Origin of the sequence: Pseudomonas sp. LW8 (genome assembly GCF_041956865.1) — a bacterium.
GTDB lineage: Bacteria > Pseudomonadota > Gammaproteobacteria > Pseudomonadales > Pseudomonadaceae > Aquipseudomonas > Aquipseudomonas siliginis.
Window position 1 is genome coordinate 2,717,483 of record NZ_CP168138.1, and the last position, 23,880, is coordinate 2,741,362.

The following is a 23,880-nucleotide window of genomic DNA, read 5'->3' on the forward strand; positions in this document are numbered from 1 at the left end:
GTCAGTCACTGCCAAAGTTGAAGGTAAGGGCGCATTCGCGAGCAGGCTCGCTCCCACAGAGGTATGCGGGGAGAACAAGAGTCGATGAACCTCTCCGGCCCTTTCATCAAACGCCCCGTGGCAACCATGCTGCTATCCCTGGCAATCATGTTGCTCGGTGGGGTCAGCTTCGGTCTGTTGCCGGTATCGCCGCTGCCGCAGATGGACTTCCCGGTGATCGTGGTTCAGGCCAGTCTGCCGGGCGCCAGTCCCGAGGTGATGGCTTCGACGGTGGCGACGCCGCTGGAGCGGTCGTTCGGTGCGATTGCCGGCGTCAATACCATGAGCAGCCGTTCCAGTCAGGGTTCGACGCGGGTGATTCTGCAGTTTGACCTCGACCGCGACATCAACGGCGCGGCGCGGGAAGTGCAGGCGGCGATCAACGCCTCGCGCAATCTGCTGCCTAGCGGGATGCGCAGCATGCCGACCTATAAAAAGGTCAATCCGTCGCAGGCGCCGATCATGGTGCTGTCGCTGACCTCGGACGTGCTGGAAAAAGGCCAGCTCTACGACCTGGCTTCGACCATCCTCTCGCAAAGCCTGTCGCAGGTGCAGGGCGTTGGTGAAGTACAGATCGGTGGCAGTTCGCTGCCGGCGGTGCGCATCGAGCTCGAACCGCAGGCGCTGAACCAGTACGGCGTGGCCCTCGACGATGTGCGCAAGACCATTGCCGACGCTAACGTACGCCGGCCCAAGGGTTCGGTCGAGGACGGCGAGCGCTTGTGGCAAATCCAGGCCAACGACCAGTTGGAGAAAGCCAAGGATTATGAGTCGCTGATCATTCACTACGCTGACGGCGCCGCATTGCGTCTCAAGGACGTGGCGAAAGTCAGCGATGGCGTCGAAGACCGTTACAACAGCGGTTTCTTCAACGACGACGCGGCGGTATTGCTGGTGATCAACCGTCAGGCCGGCGCCAACATCATCGAGACGGTCAACGAGATCAAAGCGCAGTTGCCCGCGCTGCAAGCGGTGCTGCCGGCCAGCGTCAAACTCAATCTGGCCATGGATCGCTCGCCAGTGATCAAGGCGACGCTGCACGAAGCCGAGATGACCTTGCTGATCGCCGTCGCCCTGGTGGTGCTGGTGGTGTACCTGTTTCTGGGTAACTTCCGCGCCTCGCTGATCCCGACCCTGGCGGTGCCGGTGTCGCTGGTCGGTACCTTTGCGGTGATGTACCTTTACGGGTTCTCGCTGAACAACCTGTCGCTGATGGCGTTGATTCTCGCCACAGGTCTTGTGGTGGACGACGCCATCGTGGTGTTGGAGAACATTTCCCGGCATATCGACGAAGGCGTCAAGCCGATGCAGGCCGCGTACCTCGGCGCCAAGGAAGTCGGTTTTACCCTGCTGTCGATGAACGTCTCGCTGGTGGCGGTGTTCCTGTCGATCCTGTTCATGGGCGGGCTGGTCGAGAGCTTGTTTCGCGAATTTTCCATCACCCTGGCGGCGGCAATCGTGGTGTCGCTGGTGGTTTCCCTGACGCTGACGCCAATGCTCTGCGCGCGCTGGCTCAAGCCGCACACGCCGGGCCAGGAAAACCGCCTGCAACGCTGGAGCCACAAGACCAACGACTGGATGGTCGGCAAATACGCCACCAGCCTCGACTGGGTATTGCGTCATCGCCGTCTGACCTTGTTCAGTCTGCTGCTCACCGTTGGCGTCAACATTGCGCTGTATGTGGTAGTGCCGAAAACCTTCCTGCCGCAGCAGGACACCGGCCAGTTGATCGGTTTCGTGCGTGGCGACGACGGTCTGTCGTTCAACGTCATGCAGCCGAAAATGGAAACCTTCCGCCGCGCCGTGCTCAAGGACGAAGCGGTGGAAAGCGTGGCCGGCTTCATTGGTGGTAACAACGGCACCAACAACGCCTTCATGATCGTGCGCCTGAAACCGATCAAGGAGCGCCAGCTGTCGGCACAGAAAGTCATCGAGCGTCTGCGCAAGGAAATGCCCAAGGTGCCCGGGGCGCAGTTGATGCTGATGGCCGACCAGGACCTGCAATTTGGCGGCGGCCGCGAGCAGACCAGTTCGCAATACACCTACATCCTGCAAAGCGGCGACCTCGCTGAATTGCGCAAGTGGTTCCCGAAAGTGGTCACCGCGTTGCGCGCCTTGCCCGAGCTGACCGCCATCGATGCCCGCGAAGGTGCCGGGGCGCAGCAGGTGACACTGATTGTCGACCGGGATCAGGCCAAGCGCCTGGGGGTCGACATGAACATGGTCACCGCCGTGCTCAACAACGCTTACAGCCAGCGGCAGATTTCGACGATCTACGACAGCCTCAATCAGTATCAGGTGGTGATGGAGGTCAATCCGAAATACGCCCAGGATCCGGTGACGCTCAAGCAGGTCGAGGTGATTACCGCTGACGGTGCGCGCGTGCCGCTGTCGACGTTCGCCCATTACGAAAACAGCCTGGAAAACGACCGCGTCAGCCATGAAGGCCAGTTTGCGTCCGAAAGCATTTCATTTGATATGGCCGAAGGCGTGACCGTGGAGCAGGGGAGTGCCGCCATCGAACGAGCGATCGCCAAGGTCGGCTTGCCGGAGGATGTGATTGCGAAAATGGCCGGCACTGCGGACGCCTTCGCCGCCACGCAGAAGAGCCAGCCGTTCATGATCCTCGGTGCATTGCTGGCAGTGTATCTGGTGCTCGGTGTGCTGTATGAAAGCTACATCCACCCGCTGACCATTCTCTCGACCTTGCCCTCGGCCGGGGTTGGCGCGTTGCTGTCGATCTATGCGCTGGGCGGCGAGTTCAGCCTGATTTCCCTGCTGGGGATATTCCTGCTGATCGGCGTGGTGAAAAAGAACGCCATTCTGATGATCGATCTGGCGCTGCAATTGGAGCGTCATCAGGGCCTGTCGCCGCTGGAGTCGATCCGCAGCGCCTGTCTGCAACGCTTGCGGCCGATCCTGATGACCACGCTGGCGGCGATCCTCGGCGCCTTGCCGTTGCTGCTCGGCCGCGCCGAGGGTGCGGAAATGCGCCAGCCGCTGGGCCTGACCATCATTGGCGGCCTGGTGTTCAGCCAGGTCCTGACCCTTTACACCACCCCGGTGGTTTACCTTTATCTCGACAAGCTGCGCCATCGCTTCAACAAATGGCGTGGCGTGCGTACTGATGCCGCTCTGGAAACTCCGCTATGACTGACCGTTCGCTTATCCAATTGGCCACCGTCCGCGGCTCGCGCCTATTGAGCCTGTCGCTGTGCGTGGCGCTGCTCAGCGCTTGCGCAGTCGGTCCGGACTACCAGCGCCCGCAAACCGCCGAAATCGCTCAGTTCAAGGAAGCCGAAGGCTGGCGTCAGGCCAACCCAAGCGACTCGCTGGCCCGGGGCGCCTGGTGGGAGTTGTACGGCGACCGGCAGCTCAACGCCTTGGTGGAAAAACTCAACAGCTCCAACCAGACCGTCGCTCAATCCGAGGCGCAGTTTCGTCAGGCGCAGGCCTTGGTGCGCAGTGCACGCGGGGCGTTTTACCCGAGCGTCGACCTGAGTCTGGGCAAGAATCGCTCCAGTCAGGGCACCGGCAGCAGCAGTTCGAGCCTGAGCAGTTCCTCAAGCGGTATTCGTGATACCTACACCGCGCAACTGGGCGTCAGTTGGGAAGCCGATGTCTGGGGCAAGCTGCGCCGTGGGCTGGAGGCGGATGAGGCCAACGCCCAGGCGAGTTTTGCCGATCTGGCGGCGATGCGTCTGAGTCAGCAGTCGGAGCTGGTGCAGAACTACCTGCAACTGCGCGTCATCGATCAGCAGAAGCGTTTGCTTGAAGCCACGGTTGCCGCTTACGAGCGATCACTGAAGATGACGCAGAACCAGTACCGCGCCGGGGTTTCCGGGCGCGATGCGGTGGCGCAGGCGCAAACCCAGTTGAAAAGCACTCAGGCCGATCTGGTCGACCTGATCTGGCAGCGCGCACAGTTTGAAAACGCCATTGCCGTGCTCACTGGCGAAGCCCCGGCCAACTTCAGCATTGCCGAAAGCCAGAACATCCCGAATCTGCCGCAAGTGCCGTTGAGCCTGCCTTCGCAATTGCTCGAACGCCGTCCTGACATCGCTTCGGCAGAGCGCTCTGTGATCGCCGCCAACGCCAATGTCGGCGTGGCGAAAGCCGCGTATTACCCGGACCTGACCCTGAGCCTGAGCGGCGGCTACAGCAGCAGTACCTCGAAAAACCTGATCAGCCTGCCGAACCGTTTCTGGTCGGTCGGCCCGCAGCTTTCTCTGCCGCTGTTCGACGGCGGCATTCGTTCGGCCGAGGTTGACCGCAGCGAGGCAGCCTATGACGAAACCGTCGCGCGCTACCGGCAGACCGTGCTCGACGGTTTCCGCGAAGTGGAAAACTACCTGGTCCAGCTCAAGGTGTATGAAGACGAAGCGGCAGTGCGCCAGGAAGCGCTGGATGCCGCCCGCGATTCCCTGCGCCTGACGGAAAACCAGTACAAGGCGGGCCTGATTGCCTATATCGACGTGGTCGTGGTGCAAGCCACAGCGCTGAGCAACGAACGCAGTGTGCTGAATATTCTGCAGAACCGACTGATCGCCAGCGTGCAACTGATCGCCGCGCTGGGCGGCGGCTGGGACGGCCAACTCGACGTCAGCGACAACCGCTGAACCTGTGGGAGCGAGCCTGCTCGCGAAAGTGGTGGGTCAGGCAACTACGATGGTGGCTGTGCCGACGCCTTCGCGAGCGGGCTCGCTCCCACAGGGATTTGTGTCTGGCGTGAGATCGCTTTCACAAGGTGTGCTTAAAGCCCGCCACAGAGCCTTGTAGGACGATCGAACAAGCGTTTCATCGGCTTGATGGCAATTTGGTTACTTTGTCAGTGCGTTCTTCCGCGCAATCAGTACAATCGCCGCATTTGCCCGACCGAGAATGGAAGCAGTACGGTTTCGGCTTGTCACGAGAACGTCCATGCTCATCGGCAGCTACTCCTTCACCCTGGTTTTCATTTCGTTGTGCGTGGCCATTCTGGCTTCCTACACGGCGCTCGATCTCACCGGGCGCATTGCCACGGCTAAAGGCCGGGCCGTGCATTTCTGGACGGCGGGCGGGGCGTTGGCGATGGGCGTTGGCGTCTGGTCGATGCATTTCATCGGCATGCTCGCCTTCAAATTGCCGATCGACCTGGGCTACGACTTCGCCCTCACTGCGCTGTCGCTGCTGATCGCGGTGCTGTCCTGCGGTTTCGCCTTGTGGCTGGTCAGCCAACCGAAACTGCCACTGGCGCAACTGGCTTTCGGTGCGCTGATCATGGGTTCGGGCATCAGCGCCATGCACTACACCGGCATGGCCGCGCTGCGCATGACACCGGGCATCGATTACGACCCGACCCTGTTCAGTGCCTCCCTGCTGATCGCCGTCGGCGCCTCGGCAGCGGCATTGTGGATTGCCTTTCGCCTGCGTCAGCAATCGCCCTATGTGCGGCTGATTCGTGCCGGCGCGGCGGTGATCATGGGGGTGGCGATTGTCGGCATGCACTACACCGGCATGGCTGCTGCGCAATTTCCTGACGGCAGTTTCTGCGGCGCGACGCTCAATGGCTTGAAGGGCAATGGCCTCGACAGTCTGGTCGTGGTGACCACGCTGGCGGTGCTGTCGATTGCCTTGTTGACCTCGATCCTCGACGCCCGCCTCGAAGCGCGCACGGCTGATCTGGCGCACTCGCTGACGGTGGCCAACCGCGAACTCACCCAACTGGCCCTGCACGATCCGCTGACCAGTCTGCCCAACCGCATGCTGCTCGACGACCGCATCAATCAGGCGATCAAAAAGGTGCAAGAGCAGGGTGGCTGCTTCGCCTTGATGTTCATCGACCTCGACGGCTTCAAACCGGTCAACGACGCATTCGGCCATCACATGGGCGACCAATTGCTGCGCGAGGTCGGCGCACGTCTGCGTGAAGACTTGCGCAGCCAGGACACTCTTGCGCGGATCGGCGGCGATGAGTTCGTTCTACTGGTGCGTTTGAGCGAGCCCAATGACGCCTTGAGCCTGGCTGCGCGTCAGGTCAGCCTCATCGGTCGCACGTTCCGCGTCGCTGAACATGATCTGCAGATTTCCGCCAGCGTCGGCATCGCCCTGTACCCGGGCAACGGTGACAACGCCCAGGAACTGCTGATGAACGCCGATGCTGCGATGTACCACGCCAAGGGCGGCGGCAAGAACGGCTACAGCTTCTTTGATGCGTCGATGAACACCAACGCGCGCAAACAATTGCAACTGTTACAGGACCTGCGCGCGGCCATCGAGCACAACCAGTTCTGCCTGCATTACCAGCCCAAATTCGACGCCGCCAATGGCCGCCCGGTCGGTGCCGAAGCGCTGCTGCGCTGGAAGCATCCGCTGCATGGCATGCTGATGCCGGATAAATTCATCGATCTGGCGGAGAAAACCGGGCTGATCATTCCGATGGGCGAATGGGTGCTCAACGAAGCCTGCCGGCAGATGCGCGAATGGTACGTGCTCGGTTACACCGACTGGCGCATCGCCGTGAACCTCTCGGCCTTGCAGTTCTGCCATGCCGGGCTGGTGCAAAGCGTGGCCAAGGCGCTGGCAACCCACCACTTGCCGGCCAACAGCCTGACTCTGGAAATCACCGAGACCACGGCCATGAGCGACGCCGATGCGAGCATGACCGTGCTGCAAGAGCTGTCGGACATGGGCGTCGACCTGTCGATCGACGACTTCGGCACCGGTTATTCCAGCCTGATGTACCTCAAACGTTTGCCGGCCAATGAGCTGAAGATCGACCGCGGTTTCGTCCGCGATCTGGAGCATGACAGCGATGATGCCGCAATCGTCTCGGCGATCGTTGCGCTGGGGCAGGCCCTGGATTTGCGGATTGTCGCCGAAGGTGTCGAAACCGGCGCGCAACAGGACTTCCTGACCAAACTGGGCTGTGATTCGCTGCAGGGCTATCTGCTCGGCCATCCGATGCCGGCGGAGCGCTTCATGCAGGACATCGTGCGTGGGCAACGGCTGGCGGTGGTCTGAGATACCGAGTCATCGTTCTTCGCGAGCAGGCTCGCTCCCACAGGTGATCGCATTCCCTTGTGGGAGCGAGCCTGCTCGCGAAGGCGCTTGTGCAAACACCATAGAACTCATGCAAAAGCCATGAATGGCAGTTATTCTTGGCCCCGACTGTTACGTGTGCACGTGGGGGAAGGCCAGCATGGATAAAGTCATTGTCATCACCGGGGGCGGGCGCGGAATCGGCGCGGCTACGGCATTGCTGGCAGCCGAACAGGGCTACCGGATCTGCATCAACTATCAGTCGGATGAACAGGCCGCACACAGCGTGCTCGAGCAGGTTCGCGCCTTGGGCGCCCAGGCCATCGCGGTTCGCGCCGATGTCAGCATCGAAGACGAAGTGATCGCGATGTTTCATCGCGTCGACACCGAACTGGGCCGCGTCACCGCGCTGGTCAACAACGCCGGCACCGTTGGGCAGAAATCGCGGGTCGATGAGATGTCCGAATTCCGCATCCTCAAAATCATGAAAACCAACGTGCTGGCGCCGATCCTCTGCGCCAAGCACGCGATCCTGCGCATGTCGCCCAAACATGGAGGGCAGGGCGGCAGCATCGTCAACGTGTCCTCGGTCGCGGCACGCCTCGGTTCGCCGAACGAGTACGTTGATTACGCCGCATCCAAGGGTGCGCTCGACACCTTCACTATCGGTCTGTCGAAAGAGGTCGCAGGCGAGGGCATTCGCGTCAATGCCGTGCGTCCGGGCTACATCTATACCGACTTCCACGCGCTGAGCGGCGACCCGGATCGGGTCAGCAAGCTCGAATCGGCGATTCCCATGGCCCGGGGCGGGCGGCCGGATGAAGTGGCGGAGGCGATTGTCTGGTTGCTGTCGGACAAGGCATCGTATGCGACCGGGACGTTTGTTGATTTGGGGGGCGGGCGGTAAACCGGTGGGTTTGCAGTGTTGAAAACCGGCCTCTTCGCGAGCAGGCTCGCTCCCACATTGGTTCTGTATTCACAAATCAACTGTGGGAGCGAGCCTGCTCGCGAAGGGGCCAGCCCAGACAACACCTATCCGTCAAAACGACCGCACAATCCGCCCCAACGTCTCCATGGCCTTTTCCGATTCCTCGGTCCAGGGGCTGCCGTAATTCAATCGAATGCAATTTCTGAAACGCTGGGTCGGCGAGAAGATCGGCCCCGGCGCGATGCTGATGCCTTGTGCCAATGCCATTTGAAATAATTTCAGCGAATCCATCTGCTCCGGCAATTCCAGCCACAGGAAGTAGCCGCCCGCCGGTTGGCTGACCCGGGTCTGCGCCGGAAAGTAGCGGGCAATCGCCGCGAGCATCGCGCTCTGCTGTTCTTCCAGGGCATAACGCAGTTTGCGCAGATGCCGATCGTAGCCGCCGTGTTGCAGATAATCGGCAATCGCCGCTTGCGCCGGCATCGAAGCGCACAGTGAGGTCATCAGCTTGAGCCGTTCGATTTTCTGCGCGAAACGCCCGGCCGCCACCCAGCCGATGCGATAACCGGGCGCGAGGCTTTTGGCGAACGAGCCGCAATGCATGACCAATCCTTCGGTATCAAAAGCCTTGGCCGGTTTTGGCGCCTGTTGCCCGTAATAAAGCTCGGCGTAGACGTCGTCCTCGATCAACGGCACCTGATGCTGACGCAGCAGTTCGACCAGTTCCTGTTTTTTCGCCTCGGGCACGGTCGCGCCCATCGGGTTCTGGAAACTGGTCATGCACCAGCAGGCCTTGATCGGATGGCGTTCCAAAGTCTGCGCGAGCACACCGAGGTCGATGCCGTCACGCGGGTGCACGGGGATTTCCACGGCTTTGAGCTTCAGGCGCTCCAGCACTTGCAGGCAGGCATAAAACGCCGGGGCCTCGATGGCCACCAGATCGCCGGGCTCGGTCACTGCTTGCAGGCACAGGTTCAGCGCTTCGAGGGCGCCGTTGGTGATGAGCAATTCTTCCATCGGCAGCATCAGCCCGCCGACCATGTAGCGCAGGGCAATCTGCCGGCGCAGTTGCGGATTGCCCGGCGACATGTCGGTGACGACCATGCGCGGGTCCATCTCCCGCGCGGCGCTGGCCAGGGAACGCGACAGGCGTTGCAGCGGGAACAGTGTCGGGCTGGGGAAGGCCGAGCCGAAGGGCACGGTGTTGGGGTCTTTGATCGAATCGAGTACCGAGAACACCAACTCGCTGACGTCGACTTCAGTGGATTCGTTGACCTGGCTGCTGATTACCGGCTCGGAGAATGTGCTCGGCGTATGGGCGTTGACGAAGTAACCGGAGCGCGGCCGGGCGCGGATCAGGCCGCGGCGTTCGAGCAGGTAATAGGCCTGGAACACCGTGGACGGGCTGACGCCGTAGGTCTGGCTGGCGTAGCGCACCGACGGCACCCGCTGGCCGGGGCCGAGGACGCCGGAGCGGATCAGTTCAGCGATGTCGTCGGCGAATTTTTCGTAGCGTTTCATCGGTGGGCCTTGGTGGACATGATTTTGTGGGGTGTCAGGGAAGGAGCCCTCACCCTAGCCCTCTCCCAGAGGGAGAGGGGACTGATTGGGGGATGCTGATGAAATACGCCGACCTGACAGTGCTTTGCCGAATCCATAATCGACTCGGTCTTTCAGGTCGATGCATAGCGACAGACACCTCGGTCGGCTCCCTCTCCCTCCGGGAGAGGGCTGGGGTGAGGGCAGCAATACCAAATTCTCAACGATTTATCGGCGCCACAAACCGGCTCTTCGCCACGCTGTATACCTGCGGCTCGTCACTGTCTTCAATCCTGAAACTCAATGTCTGCGAACTGCTCGCCGGGCGCTCGGTGGTCATCGCCACCGACACCGGCACATCGACAATCTCTCCCGGCGCCAGGCTCAGGGCCGTTTTGCCCTGCAACTCAAACCCGTCGCCATCAACCAGACTCAACCGGTATTCCTGTCGCTGCTGAGTCTTGTTGATCACTTTCAGCGAATAAATATTCTCGATCTGCCCCTGAGCGTTCTCGCGGAACAACCCGCGATCCTTGGTCACGTCCAGCGACACCATCGGCCGCTCGATCAATGCCAGCGCCAACGCTCCGATCATCACCAACAACACCGCCGTATAGCCAATCAAACGCGGACGCAGCAGATGGGTTTTGCCGCCCTGCAATTCGCGCTCGGAACTGTAGCGGATCAGGCCGCGCGGGTAATGCATTTTGTCCATGATCGAATCGCAGGCGTCGATGCACGCTGCGCAGCCGATGCATTCCATTTGCAAGCCATCGCGGATGTCGATGCCGGTCGGGCAGACCTGCACGCACAACTGGCAGTCGATGCAATCACCCAGGCCGGCTTCGACCGGGCGCACGTCACGCTTGCGCGGACCACGGTTTTCGCCACGGGCGGCGTCGTAGGCAATGGTCAGCGTGTCCTTGTCGAACATCACACTCTGGAACCGCGCATACGGGCACATGTGCATGCACACTGCCTCACGCAGCCAACCGGCGTTGATGTAGGTGGCGGCGGCGAAGAACAGCACCCAGAACAGACTGACGCCACCGATCTGCAGGGTCAGCAAATCTTCAGCCAGCGGCCGGATCGGGGTGAAGTAGCCGACGAAGGTCAGGCCGGTCATCACGCTGATCGCCAGCCACAACGTGTGCTTGGCGGCGCGCCGCGCCAGTTTGTTCAGGCTCCACGGCGCCGCTTGCAGTTTGATCCGTTGGTTGCGTTCGCCTTCGGTGATCTTCTCGCACCACATGAAGATCCACGTCCACGAACTCTGCGGGCAGGTGTAACCACACCAGACGCGACCGGCAAACACGGTGATGGCGAAGAGTCCGAACGCAGCGATGATCAGCAGCGCCGAGAGCAGAATGAAATCCTGCGGCCAGAACGTCGCGCCAAAGATATGGAATTTGCTTTCCGCCAGATCCCACAGCACCGCCTGCCGACCGCCCCAGTTCAGCCACACGGTGCCGAAGAACAGCAGGAACAGAAACCCGGCACCGCTCATACGCAGGTTGCGGAACAGGCCGGTGAAACTGCGGGTGTGGATCTGCTTGTCGGTGGAGCCGGCAGTCGCCTTCAGTGGGCGCGCGGGTACGCTTTTTATCGTTGGCGATGCTTCTACGGTTCGGACGGGGATTTGCTCGCTCATGTTCGTTCGCTCATCAGCCTCCATCAGGCCGATGAACTATGGGCGCCGATCTGTTTGCAGAACAGACTCAGGTTTGGCAATAAAAAGCGGATCAGATGGGGTTTGGCGCAATCCCTGCGACAACTTGAATCATCAGGGTGGGCGCGGCGCAAACGCCTATCGCGGATGTTTGCGCAGCGTATTGAGCGAGGTCAATCAAACCACCGAATCACTGTCATCGGCCTTCAGATGTTTGCGCCCGTCCTTGGCCCCGGCGACGGTCAAGACATCGGCTTCTGCTTCGGTGATGTAGGCGCGTTTGCCTTCGATTTCCACGAACGACATGGCTTTTTCGCTATCGGTCTCGACTGTCAACGTGTCGCAGATACGGATTTCCTCACCATGCTCGACGGTGAAAAAACACACTTTCTGCTCAGGGTTGGATTCATCGATTCGAACGGTCATGGCGGCAGTCCTTTCAAGTGAGGTCTGCACGTTAGGAAACGCAGCGCGCAGTTCGTTCTGCGCAACCGATTAATGGTCGCTGTTGTCCATCGCTTATCAAGCCAATAACAAGGGAAGCACGATGGAAGACTGGTGGGATGAAGTGTGGGCCACGATGCAAGCCGAATTTGCCGATATCGGCGACGCCTCGCAAATGACCCGGATCACCGTACGCCTGCTGATGGCGGCGATTCTCGGCGGGATACTCGGATTTGAGCGCGAGCATAAAGGCAAGGCAGCGGGCGTGCGCACGCACATGCTGGTGGCGTTGGGCGCTGCGCTATTCGTGTTGGTGCCGCAGACCTCGGGCGCAGAATCCGATGCCATGAGTCGGGTCTTGCAGGGTGTGATTGCCGGGATCGGCTTTCTCGGCGCCGGCACCATTCTGAAAAATCAGCAGGGCGACGAGGCCCATGTCAAAGGCCTGACCACGGCGGCGGGCTTATGGATGACGGCGGCGATCGGCGTGGCGGCGGGGCTGGGCAAGGAAGCGACGGCATTGCTCAGTACCATTCTGGCACTGGCGATTTTCAGCGTGATGCCTTACGTGGTGAGAGTGTTCGAAAAGGATGTCGACAAGAATGACCACCTCTGACTTCCCGCCGGCTGATGATCGTTGCCTGATCGTTCCCACGCTCCGCGTGGGAATGCAGCCCGGGACGCTCCGCGTCCCTTCTGGAGCCGAACGCGGAGCGTCCGTTGAGGCATCCCCACGCGGAGCGTGGGAACGATCAGGGGGGCAGGGTCAGACGATCACTGGCGGCATCGTATTCGGTGGCTCTTCTTTCGGCGGTGGCGTGGTGCCGGGTGGCTCTTGCTCGGGCACCGGTGGCGGCTCGGTATCCGGCAGGGTGGGTTTGTCGATGTTCGGATCAGGCGTTTCCGCCGGGATCGGGATGTTCATCTGATGACCTCCGTATGGCACATGGCGTGGGACGTGCTTAAGTAAGTTGACCCGGCCACGGCAAATTCGATCCGCCGGTTTGTCTTGTTAATTTCATCTGAACTTTTCCCCGCGCCGGTTGCTCGGAACCTAAGTGAGTTCATGACAGGGCCGGCGCTTTGTCGCGAATACTGTTCCGGCACAAGAGCGTCCTTGGGGCGTTAAGGAGAGATGCTCAATGACTGCTGAAAGACCTTCAGAGCTGAGTTACAACCCGCACATGCCATTGTCGCAGGCGTTGCTGCTGCCTCGAATCGTTATCGAAAACACCATGCCGACCCTCGACGGCGGCCAGTTTGCCGTCAAGTCGGTTGCCGGACGCGAAGTGGTGGTGACCAGCAAAGTGTTTGCCGACGGCCATGACAAGCTCGCCGTACGCATCCGCTGGCGCGAAGAAGGCCAGGAAACCTGGCAGACCGAGGTCATGTCCGATCAGGGCAACAACACCTGGCAAGGCCAGTTCCGCCCGCAAGAGCAGGGCCGCTATCTGTATTGCATCGAAGCGTGGATCGACCATTTCGCCAGCTTCCAGTACGAACTGGAAAAGAAGCACAACGCTGCTGTGCCGGTTTCCCTGGAGCTGCAGGAAGGCCGAACCATGGTGCAACAGGCCGCAGAACGCAGCGAAGGTCAGCTCAGCGAGCAGCTTGCCGCGCTGCACCATGAATTGTCCGGCCTGCTCGAAACCGAGCAGGTTGCGCTGTTTCTGCACTCGCGCAGTGCAGAGCTGATGGCCCAGGCTGATCACCGCGCCTACCTCAGCATCAGCGCCGAATTCCCCATGGACGTCGAGCGCGAACTCGCCGAGTTCGCCAGTTGGTATGAGCTGTTTCCGCGCTCGATCACCGACGATCCTCAGCGTCACGGCACTTTCAACGACGTGCACTCGCGTCTGCCGATGATTCAGGACATGGGCTTTGACGTGTTGTACTTCACGCCGATTCACCCGATCGGCCGCGCCCACCGCAAGGGCCGCAACAATTCCCTGACTGCTGGCCCGGATGATCCCGGCAGCCCGTATGCGATTGGTAGCGAAGAGGGCGGCCACGAGGCGATTCACTCGCAGCTCGGCACCCGTGAAGATTTCCGCCGGCTGGTGGCTGCCGCCGCCGATCACGGCCTGGAAATCGCTCTCGATTTCGCCATCCAGTGCTCCCAGGACCATCCGTGGCTCAAGGAGCATCCGGGCTGGTTCAACTGGCGCCCGGACGGTACGATCAAATACGCCGAAAACCCGCCGAAGAAGTACCAGGACATCGTCAACGTCGACTTCTATGCGCCGGACGCGATTCCGAGCCTGTGGGTCGAGTTGCGCGATATCGTCGTCGGCTGGGTCAAGGAAGGTGTGAAGATCTTCCGCGTCGACAACCCGCACACCAAACCGCTGCCGTTCTGGCAATGGCTGATCGCCGATGTGCGCACCCTGTATCCGGAAGTGATCTTCCTCGCCGAGGCTTTCACCACGCCGGCGATGATGGCGCGTCTGGGCAAGGTCGGTTACTCGCAGAGCTACACCTATTTCACCTGGCGCAATACCAAGGCCGAACTGGCGGAATATTTCACCGAGCTGAATCAGTCGCCGTGGCGCGAATGCTACCGGCCGAATTTCTTCGTCAATACCCCGGACATCAACCCGGCGTTTTTGCATGAGTCGGGGCGTCCCGGTTTCCTCATCCGCGCTGCCTTGGCAACGATGGGCTCGGGCCTGTGGGGCATGTATTCCGGCTTCGAGTTATGCGAATCGGCACCGGTGCCGGGCAAAGAGGAATACCTGGATTCGGAGAAATACGAAATCCGCGTCCGCGACTTCACCGCGCCGGGCAACATCATTGCCGAGATCGCTCAGCTCAACCGCATCCGCCGACAGAACCCGGCGCTGCATACGCATCTGGGCCTGAAAATCTATAACGCCTGGAACGACAATATTCTGTTCTTCGGCAAGCGCAGCGCCGATGGCAGCAATTTCATTCTGGTCGCAGTCAGCCTCGATCCGCATAACGTGCAGGAAGCGAATTTCGAACTGCCGCTGTGGGAAATGGGCCTGCCGGACGATGCCACCACCCATGGCGAAGATTTGATGAACGGCCATCGCTGGGACTGGCACGGCAAGTATCAGTTCATGCGCATCGATCCGGCGTATCAGCCGTTCGGGATTTGGCGGATCAGCGCTTCGTAACATTTGCACCGCCTCCGTGGCGAGGGGATTTATCCCCGTTGGGGCGCGCAGCGGCCCCTGTTTTCAAGCTGCACCGCGTTAACAATTTGCGACTGCTGCGCAGCCGAACGGGGATAAATCCCCTCGCCACAGGGGCTCACCAATGCTAGCTCCTCGGTGTATCAGAGAATTTTTCAGGAGTTCCACATGGCGAAGAAACCCAAGGCAGCCGCCTTCATCAAAGACCCGCTCTGGTACAAGGACGCGGTGATCTATCAGGTTCACGTCAAATCGTTTTTCGACTCCAACAATGACGGGATCGGCGACTTTCCCGGGCTTATCGCCAAACTCGATTACATTGCCGACCTCGGCGTCAATACCATCTGGCTGCTGCCGTTCTATCCCTCGCCACGTCGCGACGACGGTTACGACATCGCCGAATATCGTGGTGTGCACAGCGACTACGGGACCATGGCCGATGCCAAGCGCTTCATTGCCGAAGCGCACAAGCGCGGGCTGCGGGTGATCACCGAGCTGGTCATCAACCACACCTCCGACCAGCACCCGTGGTTCCAGCGTGCGCGTAAAGCCAAGCCGGGTTCAGCGGCGCGGGATTTCTACGTGTGGTCCGATGACGATCAGAAATACGACGGCACGCGAATCATCTTTCTCGACACCGAAAAGTCCAACTGGACCTGGGATCCGGTCGCTGGCCAATACTTCTGGCACCGCTTCTACTCGCACCAGCCGGATCTGAACTTCGACAACCCGCAAGTGATGAAAGCCGTGTTGTCGGTGATGCGTTACTGGCTCGACATGGGCATCGACGGCCTGCGCCTCGACGCGATTCCGTACCTGATCGAGCGCGACGGCACCAACAACGAAAACCTGCCCGAGACCCACGACGTCCTCAAGCAGATCCGTGCCGAGATCGACGCCAACTATCCCGACCGCATGCTGCTGGCCGAGGCCAATCAGTGGCCGGAAGACACCCAGCTGTATTTCGGTGACACCGACGCTGCTGGCGTCAATGGTGACGAATGCCACATGGCCTTCCACTTCCCGCTGATGCCGCGCATGTACATGGCGCTCGCGCAGGAAGATCGCTTCCCGATTACCGACATTCTCCGGCAGACCCCGGAAATTCCGGCGAATTGCCAGTGGGCAATTTTCCTGCGCAACCACGATGAACTGACCCTGGAAATGGTCACCGACCGTGAGCGCGATTACCTGTGGAACTACTACGCGGCTGACCGTCGCGCGCGGATCAACCTCGGTATCCGTCGTCGTCTCGCACCGTTGATGGAACGCGATCGTCGCCGCATCGAACTGCTCAACAGTCTGCTGCTGTCGATGCCCGGCACGCCGACGCTGTACTACGGCGACGAAATCGGTATGGGCGACAACATCTACCTCGGCGATCGCGATGGCGTGCGTACACCGATGCAGTGGTCGATCGACCGCAACGGCGGTTTCTCCCGCGCCGATCCGGCCAGTCTGGTACTGCCGCCGATCATGGACCCGCAGTATGGCTATCAGTCGGTCAACGTCGAAACCCAGTCCGGCGATCCGCACTCGCTGTTGAACTGGACGCGCCGTCTGCTGGCCGTGCGCAAGCAATCGAAAGCGTTCGGCCGTGGCACGTTGAAAATGCTCTCGCCGGCCAACCGTCGCGTGCTGGCTTATACCCGCGAATACACCGATGCCGACGGCAAGCACGAAATCATTCTGTGCGTGGCCAACGTCTCGCGCAGTGCGCAAGCGGTCGAGCTAGACCTGTCGGCGTATGTCGGCATGGTGCCGGTGGAAATGCTCGGTGGTAACGCGTTCCCGCCGATCGGTCAGTTGAATTTCCTCCTGACCCTGGCGCCGTACGGTTTCTATTGGTTTGCACTGGCGGCAGAAAACCAGATGCCGAGCTGGCACGTCGAACCGGCGCAGAGCCTGCCGGATTTCACCACGCTGGTGCTGAAAAAACGCATGGAAGAACTGCTCGAAGTGCCATCGCGGACGACGCTGGAGCAAAGCATCCTGCCGAGCTGGCTGCAGAACCGTCGCTGGTTTGCCGGCAAGGATGCGGCGATCGAGAAGGTCAATCTGGCTTACGGCGTGCGTTTCGGTGATGCCCAGCATCCGGTGCTGCTCAGCGAAATCGAAGTCACCAGTGGCGGCCAGACCAACCGTTATCAGCTGCCGTTCGGCTTCATTGGCGAAGACCATGTCGGCCCGCCATTGCCGCAGCAATTGGCGCTTTCGCGTGTACGCCGTGTGCGTCAGGTCGGCCTGATCACCGATGCGTTCACCTTGGAAACCTTCGTCCGCGCCGTTCTGCAAGGCATGCAGAACAACACCGTACTGGAGTCGATCGAAGGCGAAATCCGCTTCGAACAGACAGATCATCTGGAAAAACTCGGCCTCGGCGCCGAGTCGGATGTGCGCTACCTGTCGGCCGAGCAATCGAACAGTTCAGTGGTAATCGGCAACAGTCTGGTGCTTAAGCTGATACGCAAAGTCGCTTCTGGCGTACACCCGGAACTGGAGATGAGCGCTTACCTGACCGAGGCCGGGTTTGCCAATATCTCTCCACTGCTTGGTTCGGTGATTCGCCGCGACGCGCAAGGCGAAGACAACTTGCTGATGATCGCCCAAGGCTATCTGAGCAATCAGGGCGACGCATGGGAATGGACGCAGAACAACCTCGAACGGGCGCTGCGCGATGAACTGGCCGACGCCATGTCCGAGCAGGAGCAGCATTACAACGCCCTCGGCGAGCTGAGAGACTTCGCCGGCATGCTTGGTCAGCGTCTGGGCGAGATGCATCAGGTGCTCGCTGCGCCAACCGACAATGCCGACTTCGCGCCGCAAGTGTCGTCGAGCAAGGACATGTCCGCGACGGGCAAGGATGTCACCGCCCAGGTCGAACACGCCTTGAAACTGCTCAAACAGCATCAAGGCGAGTTGAATGCGGCGGATCAGAAACTGGTCAAGCGTCTGCTCGACGAGAAGAAAACCATTCTTGCCCATGTGCAGGATCTGGCGAAGAAAGCCACCGGCGGCTTGCGCATTCGGGTGCATGGCGACTTGCATTTGGGCCAGGTGCTGGTGATCAAGGGCGACGCCTACTTGATCGACTTCGAGGGCGAACCGGCGCGGCCATTGAGCGAGCGTCGCGGTAAACACAGCCCGTACAAGGACGTCAGCGGCGTACTGCGTTCGTTCGATTACGCAGCGGCGATGACCATCAATGTGCATAACGTTGATAACAGCGTCGAAGCCGAAGCGGCGCGCAAACGGGTCGCCGAGCGTTATCTGCGTGAGGCACGCGAGGCATTTGTCCAGGCATACCGCGAGGCAGCAGCTAGTCTTGAGCATGCCTGGCAGGATCCCGAGGGTGCCGACGCCGCGCTGGCGTTGTTCGGCCTGGAAAAAGCCGCTTATGAAGTGGCTTACGAGGCAGAAAACCGCCCAACGTGGCTGCCCGTGCCATTGCACGGCTTGTATGGATTATTGACAGGGCTTAAACCCTTTTCCGATCTTGGTGGAGAGTAGTCATGAGTTTCTCGAACAAGGAACAGGGTGTGGTAAAGGAAGCATTGTTACCCTCGGCGCGCGACATCGATGCTTTGGTGCGCGCTGAACATCAGGACCCGTTTTCCATTCTCGGCCCGCACGGCGATGGCGCCGGCGGGCAGTTCATCCGCGCCTATTTGCCAGGTGCGCTGAGTGTGGCAGTGCTGGACAAGGACAGCGGCGAAGAGCTTGGCCCGCTGGAGATGACCGAAACGCCGGGGCTATTTGTCGGCCATTTCGATCAGGCGCGACCGTATCTGTTGCGCACACGCTGGGCCGGTGGCGAGCAGGTTGCCGAAGACCCTTACAGCTTCGGCCAGTTGCTCGGCGAGATGGATTTGTACCTGTTCGCCGAGGGTAACCACCGCGACCTCAGCGCCTGCCTCGGTGCGCAGCTGAAGACCGTTGATGGCGTGGACGGTGTGCGCTTTGCCGTGTGGGCACCGAATGCCCGCCGTGTATCGGTGGTCGGCGATTTCAACGTCTGGGACGGGCGTCGCCATCCCATGCGGCTGCGTCATCCGTCCGGTGTATGGGAACTGTTCATCCCGCGCCTGCAAGCGGGGGAGTTGTACAAGTACGAAATTCTTGGTGCCCACGGCATTCTGCCGCTCAAGGCCGACCCGATGGCACTGGCCACCAGCCTGCCGCCGGACACCGCTTCGAAAGTTGCCTCGCCCCTGCAGATCGACTGGCAGGATCACGACTGGATGAATTCCCGTCAGGATCGCCAGCAGCGCTCCAAACCTCTGTCGATCTACGAGTTGCACGCCGGTTCCTGGCAGTGCGAGCTGGATGATCTCGGCGAGGTCGCGCGCCAGTACACCTGGCCGGAACTGGCCGAGCGCCTGATTCCTTATGTCAAAGAGCTGGGTTTCACGCACATCGAACTGATGCCGATCATGGAGCACCCGTTCGGCGGTTCCTGGGGCTATCAGTTGCTTTCGCAATTCGCCCCGAGTGCGCGTTATGGCTCGCCGGATCAGTTCGCCGAGTTCGTCAACGCCTGTCACCAGGCCGACATCGGGGTGATTCTTGATTGGGTGCCGGCGCATTTCCCCACCGATACCCACGGCCTGGCCCAGTTCGACGGCACCGCGCTGTACGAGTACGGCAACCCGCTGGAAGGCTTCCATCAGGATTGGGACACGCTGATCTACAACCTTGGTCGCACCGAAGTGCACGGTTACATGCTGGCCTCGGCGCTGCACTGGCTGAAACACTTCCATATCGACGGCCTGCGTGTCGATGCGGTGGCTTCGATGCTGTACCGCGACTATTCGCGCAAGGCGGGCGAATGGGTGCCGAATCGCCACGGCGGTCGGGAGAACCTGGAGGCCATCGACTTCCTGCGGCATTTGAACGACGTGGTTGAGCTGGAAGCGCCGGGTGCGCTGGTGATTGCCGAAGAGTCCACCGCCTGGCCCGGCGTCAGTCAGAGCACCCAGCAGGGCGGTCTCGGGTTTGCCTACAAATGGAACATGGGCTGGATGCACGATTCGCTGCATTACATCCAGCAGGATCCGGTGTACCGCGCCCATCACCACAACGAGTTGAGCTTTGGTCTGGTCTACGCTTGGTCGGAACGATTCATCCTGCCGATTTCCCACGACGAAGTGGTGCACGGCAAGCACTCGTTGATCGACAAGATGCCTGGCGATCGCTGGCAGAAGTTTGCCAATCTGCGCGCCTATCTGAGCTTCATGTGGACGCATCCGGGCAAAAAGCTTTTGTTCATGGGCTGCGAGTTCGGCCAATGGCGCGAGTGGAACCACGATCAGCAGCTGGACTGGTACCTGCTGCAGTATTCCGAGCACAAGGGCGTGCAGAAACTGGTTGGCGATCTCAACCGGCTGTATCGCGAAGAGCCGGCGCTGCACGACCAGGACGATGCGCCGCAGGGCTTCCAGTGGTTGATTGGCGACGATGCGATCAACAGCGTTTACGCGTGGTTGCGCTGGAGCAAGGATGGCTCGCCAGTGCTGGTGGTTGCCAACTTCACCCCGGTACCGCGCCAGGCGTATCGGGTCGGCGTGCCGTTTGCCGGGCGCTGGACCGAGCTGTTCAACAGTGACGCCGACATTTATGCCGGCTCCAACTATGGCAATGGCGGCGGAGCGTTGACCGAAGAAGTGCCAAGCCATGGTCAGTCGTTGTCGCTGGAACTGAACCTGCCACCATTGGCGGTGTTGATTCTCAAGCCGCAGGGCTGATCCAGGTACAGTAAAACTGTGGGAGCGGGCTTGCCCGCGATGAGGCCGTCACATTCAGCATCTTTGTTGACTGACACTCCGCCATCGCTGGCAAGCCAGCTCCCACAGGGTTTTTCACTGATCAGCAGATTACCAACGCATCCGCACTCCAAGGCTGCCGATAATGCCGTTCAGATCATTGTCATCCACATCGCTGCTGTAATCGGCGCTCATGTACAGGCTTACCGCCGGTGTGACCCGCGCCACCAGTCCCAAGCCCAATTCCACTGTTGAAGACTTGCGGCTGCTGCTGATCTTGTCGACCTGATCGAGGGTCACCGTGCTGCCGGTGTACACCGTGTGCCAAAGGTTGGTGCGCACGTAGGGTTCAACAGGCAACCCGTTCAAGTCATAACTGCCTTTCAATCGCGCACCGACACGGCCACTCCACGCGGTCAGGTCGGTCGACGAGGCGTTGCCCGAGCCTGCATAAGGCGCGTCGAGGCTGATGCGCTGGTTGATCAGTTGCGCCTGTGGTTCGACCACCCAGTTGTCACTCAAGCCGATCGGATAACCGCCTTCAACGGAAAAGGTCATCGCGTTGCCTTCGGTGGCTTGCCGATTGCCTTGTGGGCTCCGACTGAAACCGCTGACCCGACCGCCACTGGCCGACAGGTCGACGTGCCAGCCCTGCGCACCGACCAGGCTGTAATAGGCGCCAAGGCTCTGGCCTTGCAGGTTGAGGCTGTCAGTGTTGCGGTCGGCGAGGGCGCGTCGGGTCAGCGCACCACCGGCATTCATCTGAATCTGATTATCGCCGCCGATCAGACCAAGGGTCTGGGTGGCACCACTGCTGCTTTTCAACGTGACCACCGCCGGGCCTTTGAACTCGCCGCCAGGCATCGCGTAACCGGAGGACAATGCATCCGTCTGCGCGCGCCGGGCGCTTTTGCCGTAGAGCTCGTCCCAGGCAGACGGGGCAAGATCTTCGGTGATCAGGCGCGAACTCTGCTGACTCAATGGCAGCGGTCCGGGCGTTATCACGGTCACTGGCAAGGTCATCACAGGGACATCGGCGCGATACCACGCGCGTTCATCCGCCGAAAATTCCGCATGCGCCTCCATGGACGAGCACAGCAACAGCGAACCTGACACTGTGCAAAAGGTGATTTTCAATTCATGTGGGGTCAGTGAAGTTTTCATGGAGGTCTACCTTGCAAGCGCATGCGTCATCTCGAGTTTGGCGTCTCTCCTACCCCGAACGAGGGGCGACCGAATAGAGCGGGGCGAACCGCGGCTGCTCGATTTCGCGAGTGCCGGAAGGTCAGCCCCAGTAGTGATTCCGGGGGTAGTAAGGTAGAGATAAGAAGAGCGATGCTCGCGCGTCAAGAAAATGCACGATGAATGGCGCGCTTAAATCAGCAATCGCAAGCGTTTGTTTTTCTGCACATAACTAAGTGCTTGTTTGCATGGAAAAACGCTTGCGAAGGGTGCATCTGACGGTTTTTTGCCGCCGACGAAAGGTCCTTCCGAGCGGTAATTGCCGGAACGACCTGTCATTAGATGGCTGTCAAAAATGCAGCTAGAGGTGCACTTCAACCGCCAAGGGAAGATGATCCGACAAATGCGTCCACGGCTTGTTGCCGAGAATCCTTGGATCGTGGCTGCTGGCATTGCGCAGGTAAATCCGGTCCAGGCGCAACAGCGGAAAACGCGCCGGATAGGTTTTCGCCGGGCGCCCATGATGACGTTCAAAAGCTTCGTGCAAATAGTCGCGACGGGCGAGGGCGGCGTTGCCCTGCAACTGCCAGTCATTGAAATCACCGGCAATGATCACCGGCGCATCGTCGGGCAGTGATTCAAGCAACTGGCAAAGCAGCTGCAACTGCAATTGCCGATGGCTCTCCAGCAGACTCAAATGCACACAGATCGCGTGCACCTCGGCATGCCCGGGCACATCAAGAATGCAGTGCAACAGCCCGCGACGTTCAGGCCCGGTGATCGACACGTCGAGGTTGCGGTATTCGCGGATCGGGTATTTCGACAGCAGCGCGTTGCCGTGGTGGCCGTCGGGGTAAACGGCGTTGCGGCCGTAGGCAAAATCGCTCCACATACTGTCGGCGAGGAATTCGTATTGCGAGGTCTGCGGCCAGTCGTTGTAGCGACTCGAATGGCGTTCGTGTTCACCCACCACTTCCTGCAGAAACACCAGATCGGCCGAAGTACTGCGCATCGCTTCGCGCAGCTCCGGGAGAACGAACCGCCGATTCAGCGCGGTGAAGCCCTTGTGGGTGTTGACCGTGAGTACCCGCAGGCGATGAATGACTGGCGCGTCGACCACTTGACGCTTGGGATCGCTGGACACGTTCACTCCTCTGATTTGGGCCATGCCTGTTCATGCGACTGGTTTGAGGGGGTGGCAGTTCCTTACAGAAATGTTTGATCGTACACAGGACTCTGTGGGAGCTGGCTTGCCAGCGATGGGGCCAAATCAGCAGTATCTCTACTGCCTGATACACCGCTATCGCTGGCAAGCCAGCTCCCACAGGATTTCACGGTGTCAGAGGGATCTGTGGTGCTTAGACAAAGACGATTTCATACGGCAAGCGCATCCGCTCCAGCAGCACCGGGGGCAGCAGCGGGGCGATGCCGATGGCCGGTTCGCCCTTGAGCTGGCTGGCGTAAGCGTGGGTCGCGTGGCTCTTGCGCGCTACGGTCCAGGTGTCGAGACGCAGCTTGCGCGCGCGTTCCCAGGGAATCATGCGCTGCTCGCGCTCCGGCCAGTGCCAGGCCCACACCGGCACATCGTGATAGGTCGCCCCGGCCTTTTGCGCCGCGTCGAAACTGGCGCGGCCGACCACTTCATGATCCGGCGGGCCATCCTTGCGCCAGGTACTGAACACTACGTCGCCCGGTCGCAGATAACGGCCGATGAACTCGGTGAGCTGGCTTTGCTGATCACTCAGTGCGTTGTCGGTAAAGCCGCCGCGCACCCACTTCAGGCTGTGCATGGGCAGGCCGAGGCGGCGCAGGGCTTCGACGCTTTCCTGCGGGCGGAATACACTCAGGCGTTGTTCCGACCATTGCCGCGAGCCGGGGTGGCTGGCGCTGCCGTCGGTAATCGAGAGCAATTGCAGGGGATGGCCAAGGCTGGAGAGCAATTGCAGCAAACCGCCACAAGTGACCACTTCATCGCCCGGATGCGGGGCGATGACCACGGCGCGGGCGCCGGCGGGAACCAGGCTGTGGGTGTTGATGACGGGAATATTGTCGAGTTGCGGCGCGCTGTTCCAGATCTGTGCTGGCAGGCCGTGTTCGTTGATCAATGACGATTTCATGAGTGCGACGTCCTTGTGGTAT

Annotated in this window: 15 protein-coding genes; 8 read left to right on the plus strand and 7 right to left on the minus strand. The window is 60.5% G+C overall.

The features are described from left to right. The first annotated feature begins 84 nt into the window (after nt 1–84). From AB9L16_RS12440 to AB9L16_RS12455, 4 genes are all read left to right on the plus strand, one after another. Entirely contained in the window at nt 85–3,192 is a 3,108-nt protein-coding gene (locus AB9L16_RS12440) for an efflux RND transporter permease subunit (protein ID WP_071172349.1), read from the plus strand. Beyond that, nucleotides 3,189–4,658, plus strand: coding sequence for an efflux transporter outer membrane subunit (locus AB9L16_RS12445; RefSeq protein WP_150635394.1), 1,470 nt, complete (start codon nt 3,189–3,191; stop codon nt 4,656–4,658). The genes AB9L16_RS12440 and AB9L16_RS12445 overlap by 4 nt, the downstream gene beginning before the upstream one ends. 301 nt (nt 4,659–4,959) lie before the next feature. Next, nucleotides 4,960–7,041 (plus strand): bifunctional diguanylate cyclase/phosphodiesterase, encoded by a 2,082-nt coding sequence (locus tag AB9L16_RS12450; RefSeq protein WP_041480997.1) that lies wholly within the window; start codon nt 4,960–4,962, stop codon nt 7,039–7,041. 178 nt (nt 7,042–7,219) lie between these two features. Next, nucleotides 7,220–7,966: an SDR family oxidoreductase gene (locus tag AB9L16_RS12455; RefSeq protein WP_041480996.1), complete on the plus strand. Its 747-nt coding sequence runs from the start codon at nt 7,220–7,222 to the stop codon at nt 7,964–7,966. Nucleotides 7,967–8,098: 132 nt separating this feature from the next. Here the strand turns inward: AB9L16_RS12455 and mapR are convergent, their stop codons facing one another. The 3 genes from mapR to AB9L16_RS12470 all read right to left on the minus strand — a co-directional run bounded on the left by mapR (nt 8,099) and on the right by AB9L16_RS12470 (nt 11,621). Further along, complete coding sequence (mapR, locus tag AB9L16_RS12460) at nt 8,099–9,508, minus strand: GntR family transcriptional regulator MpaR (protein ID WP_125916197.1); 1,410 nt, start codon at nt 9,506–9,508, stop codon at nt 8,099–8,101. A gap of 238 nt (nt 9,509–9,746) precedes the next feature. Beyond that, the gene (gene ccoG / locus AB9L16_RS12465) at nt 9,747–11,177 is read right to left on the minus strand and encodes a cytochrome c oxidase accessory protein CcoG (protein ID WP_323621516.1); all 1,431 of its coding nucleotides are present in this window, start codon (nt 11,175–11,177) and stop codon (nt 9,747–9,749) included. 195 nt (nt 11,178–11,372) lie between these two features. Then, nucleotides 11,373–11,621 (minus strand): DUF3203 family protein, encoded by a 249-nt coding sequence (locus AB9L16_RS12470; RefSeq protein WP_056785796.1) that lies wholly within the window; start codon nt 11,619–11,621, stop codon nt 11,373–11,375. Between the two features lie 121 nt (nt 11,622–11,742). Between AB9L16_RS12470 and AB9L16_RS12475 the strand changes: the two genes are divergently transcribed. Continuing rightward, a complete protein-coding gene (locus AB9L16_RS12475; protein ID WP_056785798.1) occupies nt 11,743–12,255 on the plus strand; it encodes an MgtC/SapB family protein in 513 nt (170 codons plus the stop codon). Between the two features lie 150 nt (nt 12,256–12,405). On the opposite strand, the gene AB9L16_RS12480 is transcribed toward AB9L16_RS12475, so the two are convergent. Next, nucleotides 12,406–12,564 (minus strand): hypothetical protein, encoded by a 159-nt coding sequence (locus AB9L16_RS12480; protein ID WP_167351302.1) that lies wholly within the window; start codon nt 12,562–12,564, stop codon nt 12,406–12,408. A gap of 217 nt (nt 12,565–12,781) precedes the next feature. On the opposite strand from AB9L16_RS12480, the gene AB9L16_RS12485 reads away from it, so the two are divergent. The 3 genes from AB9L16_RS12485 to glgB all read left to right on the plus strand — a co-directional run bounded on the left by AB9L16_RS12485 (nt 12,782) and on the right by glgB (nt 20,541). Beyond that, the gene (locus tag AB9L16_RS12485) at nt 12,782–14,779 is read left to right on the plus strand and encodes an alpha-1,4-glucan--maltose-1-phosphate maltosyltransferase (protein ID WP_252883770.1); all 1,998 of its coding nucleotides are present in this window, start codon (nt 12,782–12,784) and stop codon (nt 14,777–14,779) included. A gap of 186 nt (nt 14,780–14,965) precedes the next feature. Next, nucleotides 14,966–18,307, plus strand: a complete 3,342-nt coding sequence (treS, locus tag AB9L16_RS12490; protein ID WP_375123670.1) for a maltose alpha-D-glucosyltransferase — start codon at nt 14,966–14,968, stop codon at nt 18,305–18,307. A gap of 2 nt (nt 18,308–18,309) precedes the next feature. After that, nucleotides 18,310–20,541 carry a 1,4-alpha-glucan branching protein GlgB gene (gene glgB, locus AB9L16_RS12495; protein ID WP_095179941.1) on the plus strand — a complete coding sequence of 744 codons (2,232 nt, stop codon included), beginning with the start codon at nt 18,310–18,312 and terminating at the stop codon, nt 20,539–20,541. Nucleotides 20,542–20,670: 129 nt separating this feature from the next. On the opposite strand, the gene AB9L16_RS12500 is transcribed toward glgB, so the two are convergent. The 3 genes from AB9L16_RS12500 to AB9L16_RS12510 form a co-directional block, all read right to left on the minus strand. Next, on the minus strand, nt 20,671–21,723 hold the full coding sequence (locus tag AB9L16_RS12500) for an autotransporter outer membrane beta-barrel domain-containing protein (protein WP_375123671.1): 1,053 nt from the start codon (nt 21,721–21,723) through the stop codon (nt 20,671–20,673). Between the two features lie 379 nt (nt 21,724–22,102). Then, nucleotides 22,103–22,885, minus strand: a complete 783-nt coding sequence (locus tag AB9L16_RS12505) for an endonuclease/exonuclease/phosphatase family protein (protein WP_056786852.1) — start codon at nt 22,883–22,885, stop codon at nt 22,103–22,105. 214 nt (nt 22,886–23,099) lie between these two features. Then, nucleotides 23,100–23,858 (minus strand): PIG-L deacetylase family protein, encoded by a 759-nt coding sequence (locus tag AB9L16_RS12510; RefSeq protein ID WP_375123672.1) that lies wholly within the window; start codon nt 23,856–23,858, stop codon nt 23,100–23,102. Nucleotides 23,859–23,880 lie beyond the last annotated feature (22 nt).

Excerpts from the sequence above, each read along its gene's own strand:
- AB9L16_RS12440 (WP_071172349.1), top strand. The coding sequence starts at position 85 with ATGAACCTCTCCGGCCCTTTCATCAAACGCCCCGTGGCAACCATGCTG.
- AB9L16_RS12445 (WP_150635394.1), top strand. The coding sequence starts at position 3,189 with ATGACTGACCGTTCGCTTATCCAATTGGCCACCGTCCGCGGCTCGCGC.
- AB9L16_RS12450 (WP_041480997.1), top strand. The coding sequence starts at position 4,960 with ATGCTCATCGGCAGCTACTCCTTCACCCTGGTTTTCATTTCGTTGTGC.
- AB9L16_RS12455 (WP_041480996.1), top strand. The coding sequence starts at position 7,220 with ATGGATAAAGTCATTGTCATCACCGGGGGCGGGCGCGGAATCGGCGCG.
- mapR (WP_125916197.1), bottom strand. The coding sequence starts at position 9,508 with ATGAAACGCTACGAAAAATTCGCCGACGACATCGCTGAACTGATCCGC.
- ccoG (WP_323621516.1), bottom strand. The coding sequence starts at position 11,177 with ATGAGCGAGCAAATCCCCGTCCGAACCGTAGAAGCATCGCCAACGATA.
- AB9L16_RS12470 (WP_056785796.1), bottom strand. The coding sequence starts at position 11,621 with ATGACCGTTCGAATCGATGAATCCAACCCTGAGCAGAAAGTGTGTTTT.
- AB9L16_RS12475 (WP_056785798.1), top strand. The coding sequence starts at position 11,743 with ATGGAAGACTGGTGGGATGAAGTGTGGGCCACGATGCAAGCCGAATTT.
- AB9L16_RS12480 (WP_167351302.1), bottom strand. The coding sequence starts at position 12,564 with ATGAACATCCCGATCCCGGCGGAAACGCCTGATCCGAACATCGACAAA.
- AB9L16_RS12485 (WP_252883770.1), top strand. The coding sequence starts at position 12,782 with ATGACTGCTGAAAGACCTTCAGAGCTGAGTTACAACCCGCACATGCCA.
- treS (WP_375123670.1), top strand. The coding sequence starts at position 14,966 with ATGGCGAAGAAACCCAAGGCAGCCGCCTTCATCAAAGACCCGCTCTGG.
- glgB (WP_095179941.1), top strand. The coding sequence starts at position 18,310 with ATGAGTTTCTCGAACAAGGAACAGGGTGTGGTAAAGGAAGCATTGTTA.
- AB9L16_RS12500 (WP_375123671.1), bottom strand. The coding sequence starts at position 21,723 with ATGAAAACTTCACTGACCCCACATGAATTGAAAATCACCTTTTGCACA.
- AB9L16_RS12510 (WP_375123672.1), bottom strand. The coding sequence starts at position 23,858 with ATGAAATCGTCATTGATCAACGAACACGGCCTGCCAGCACAGATCTGG.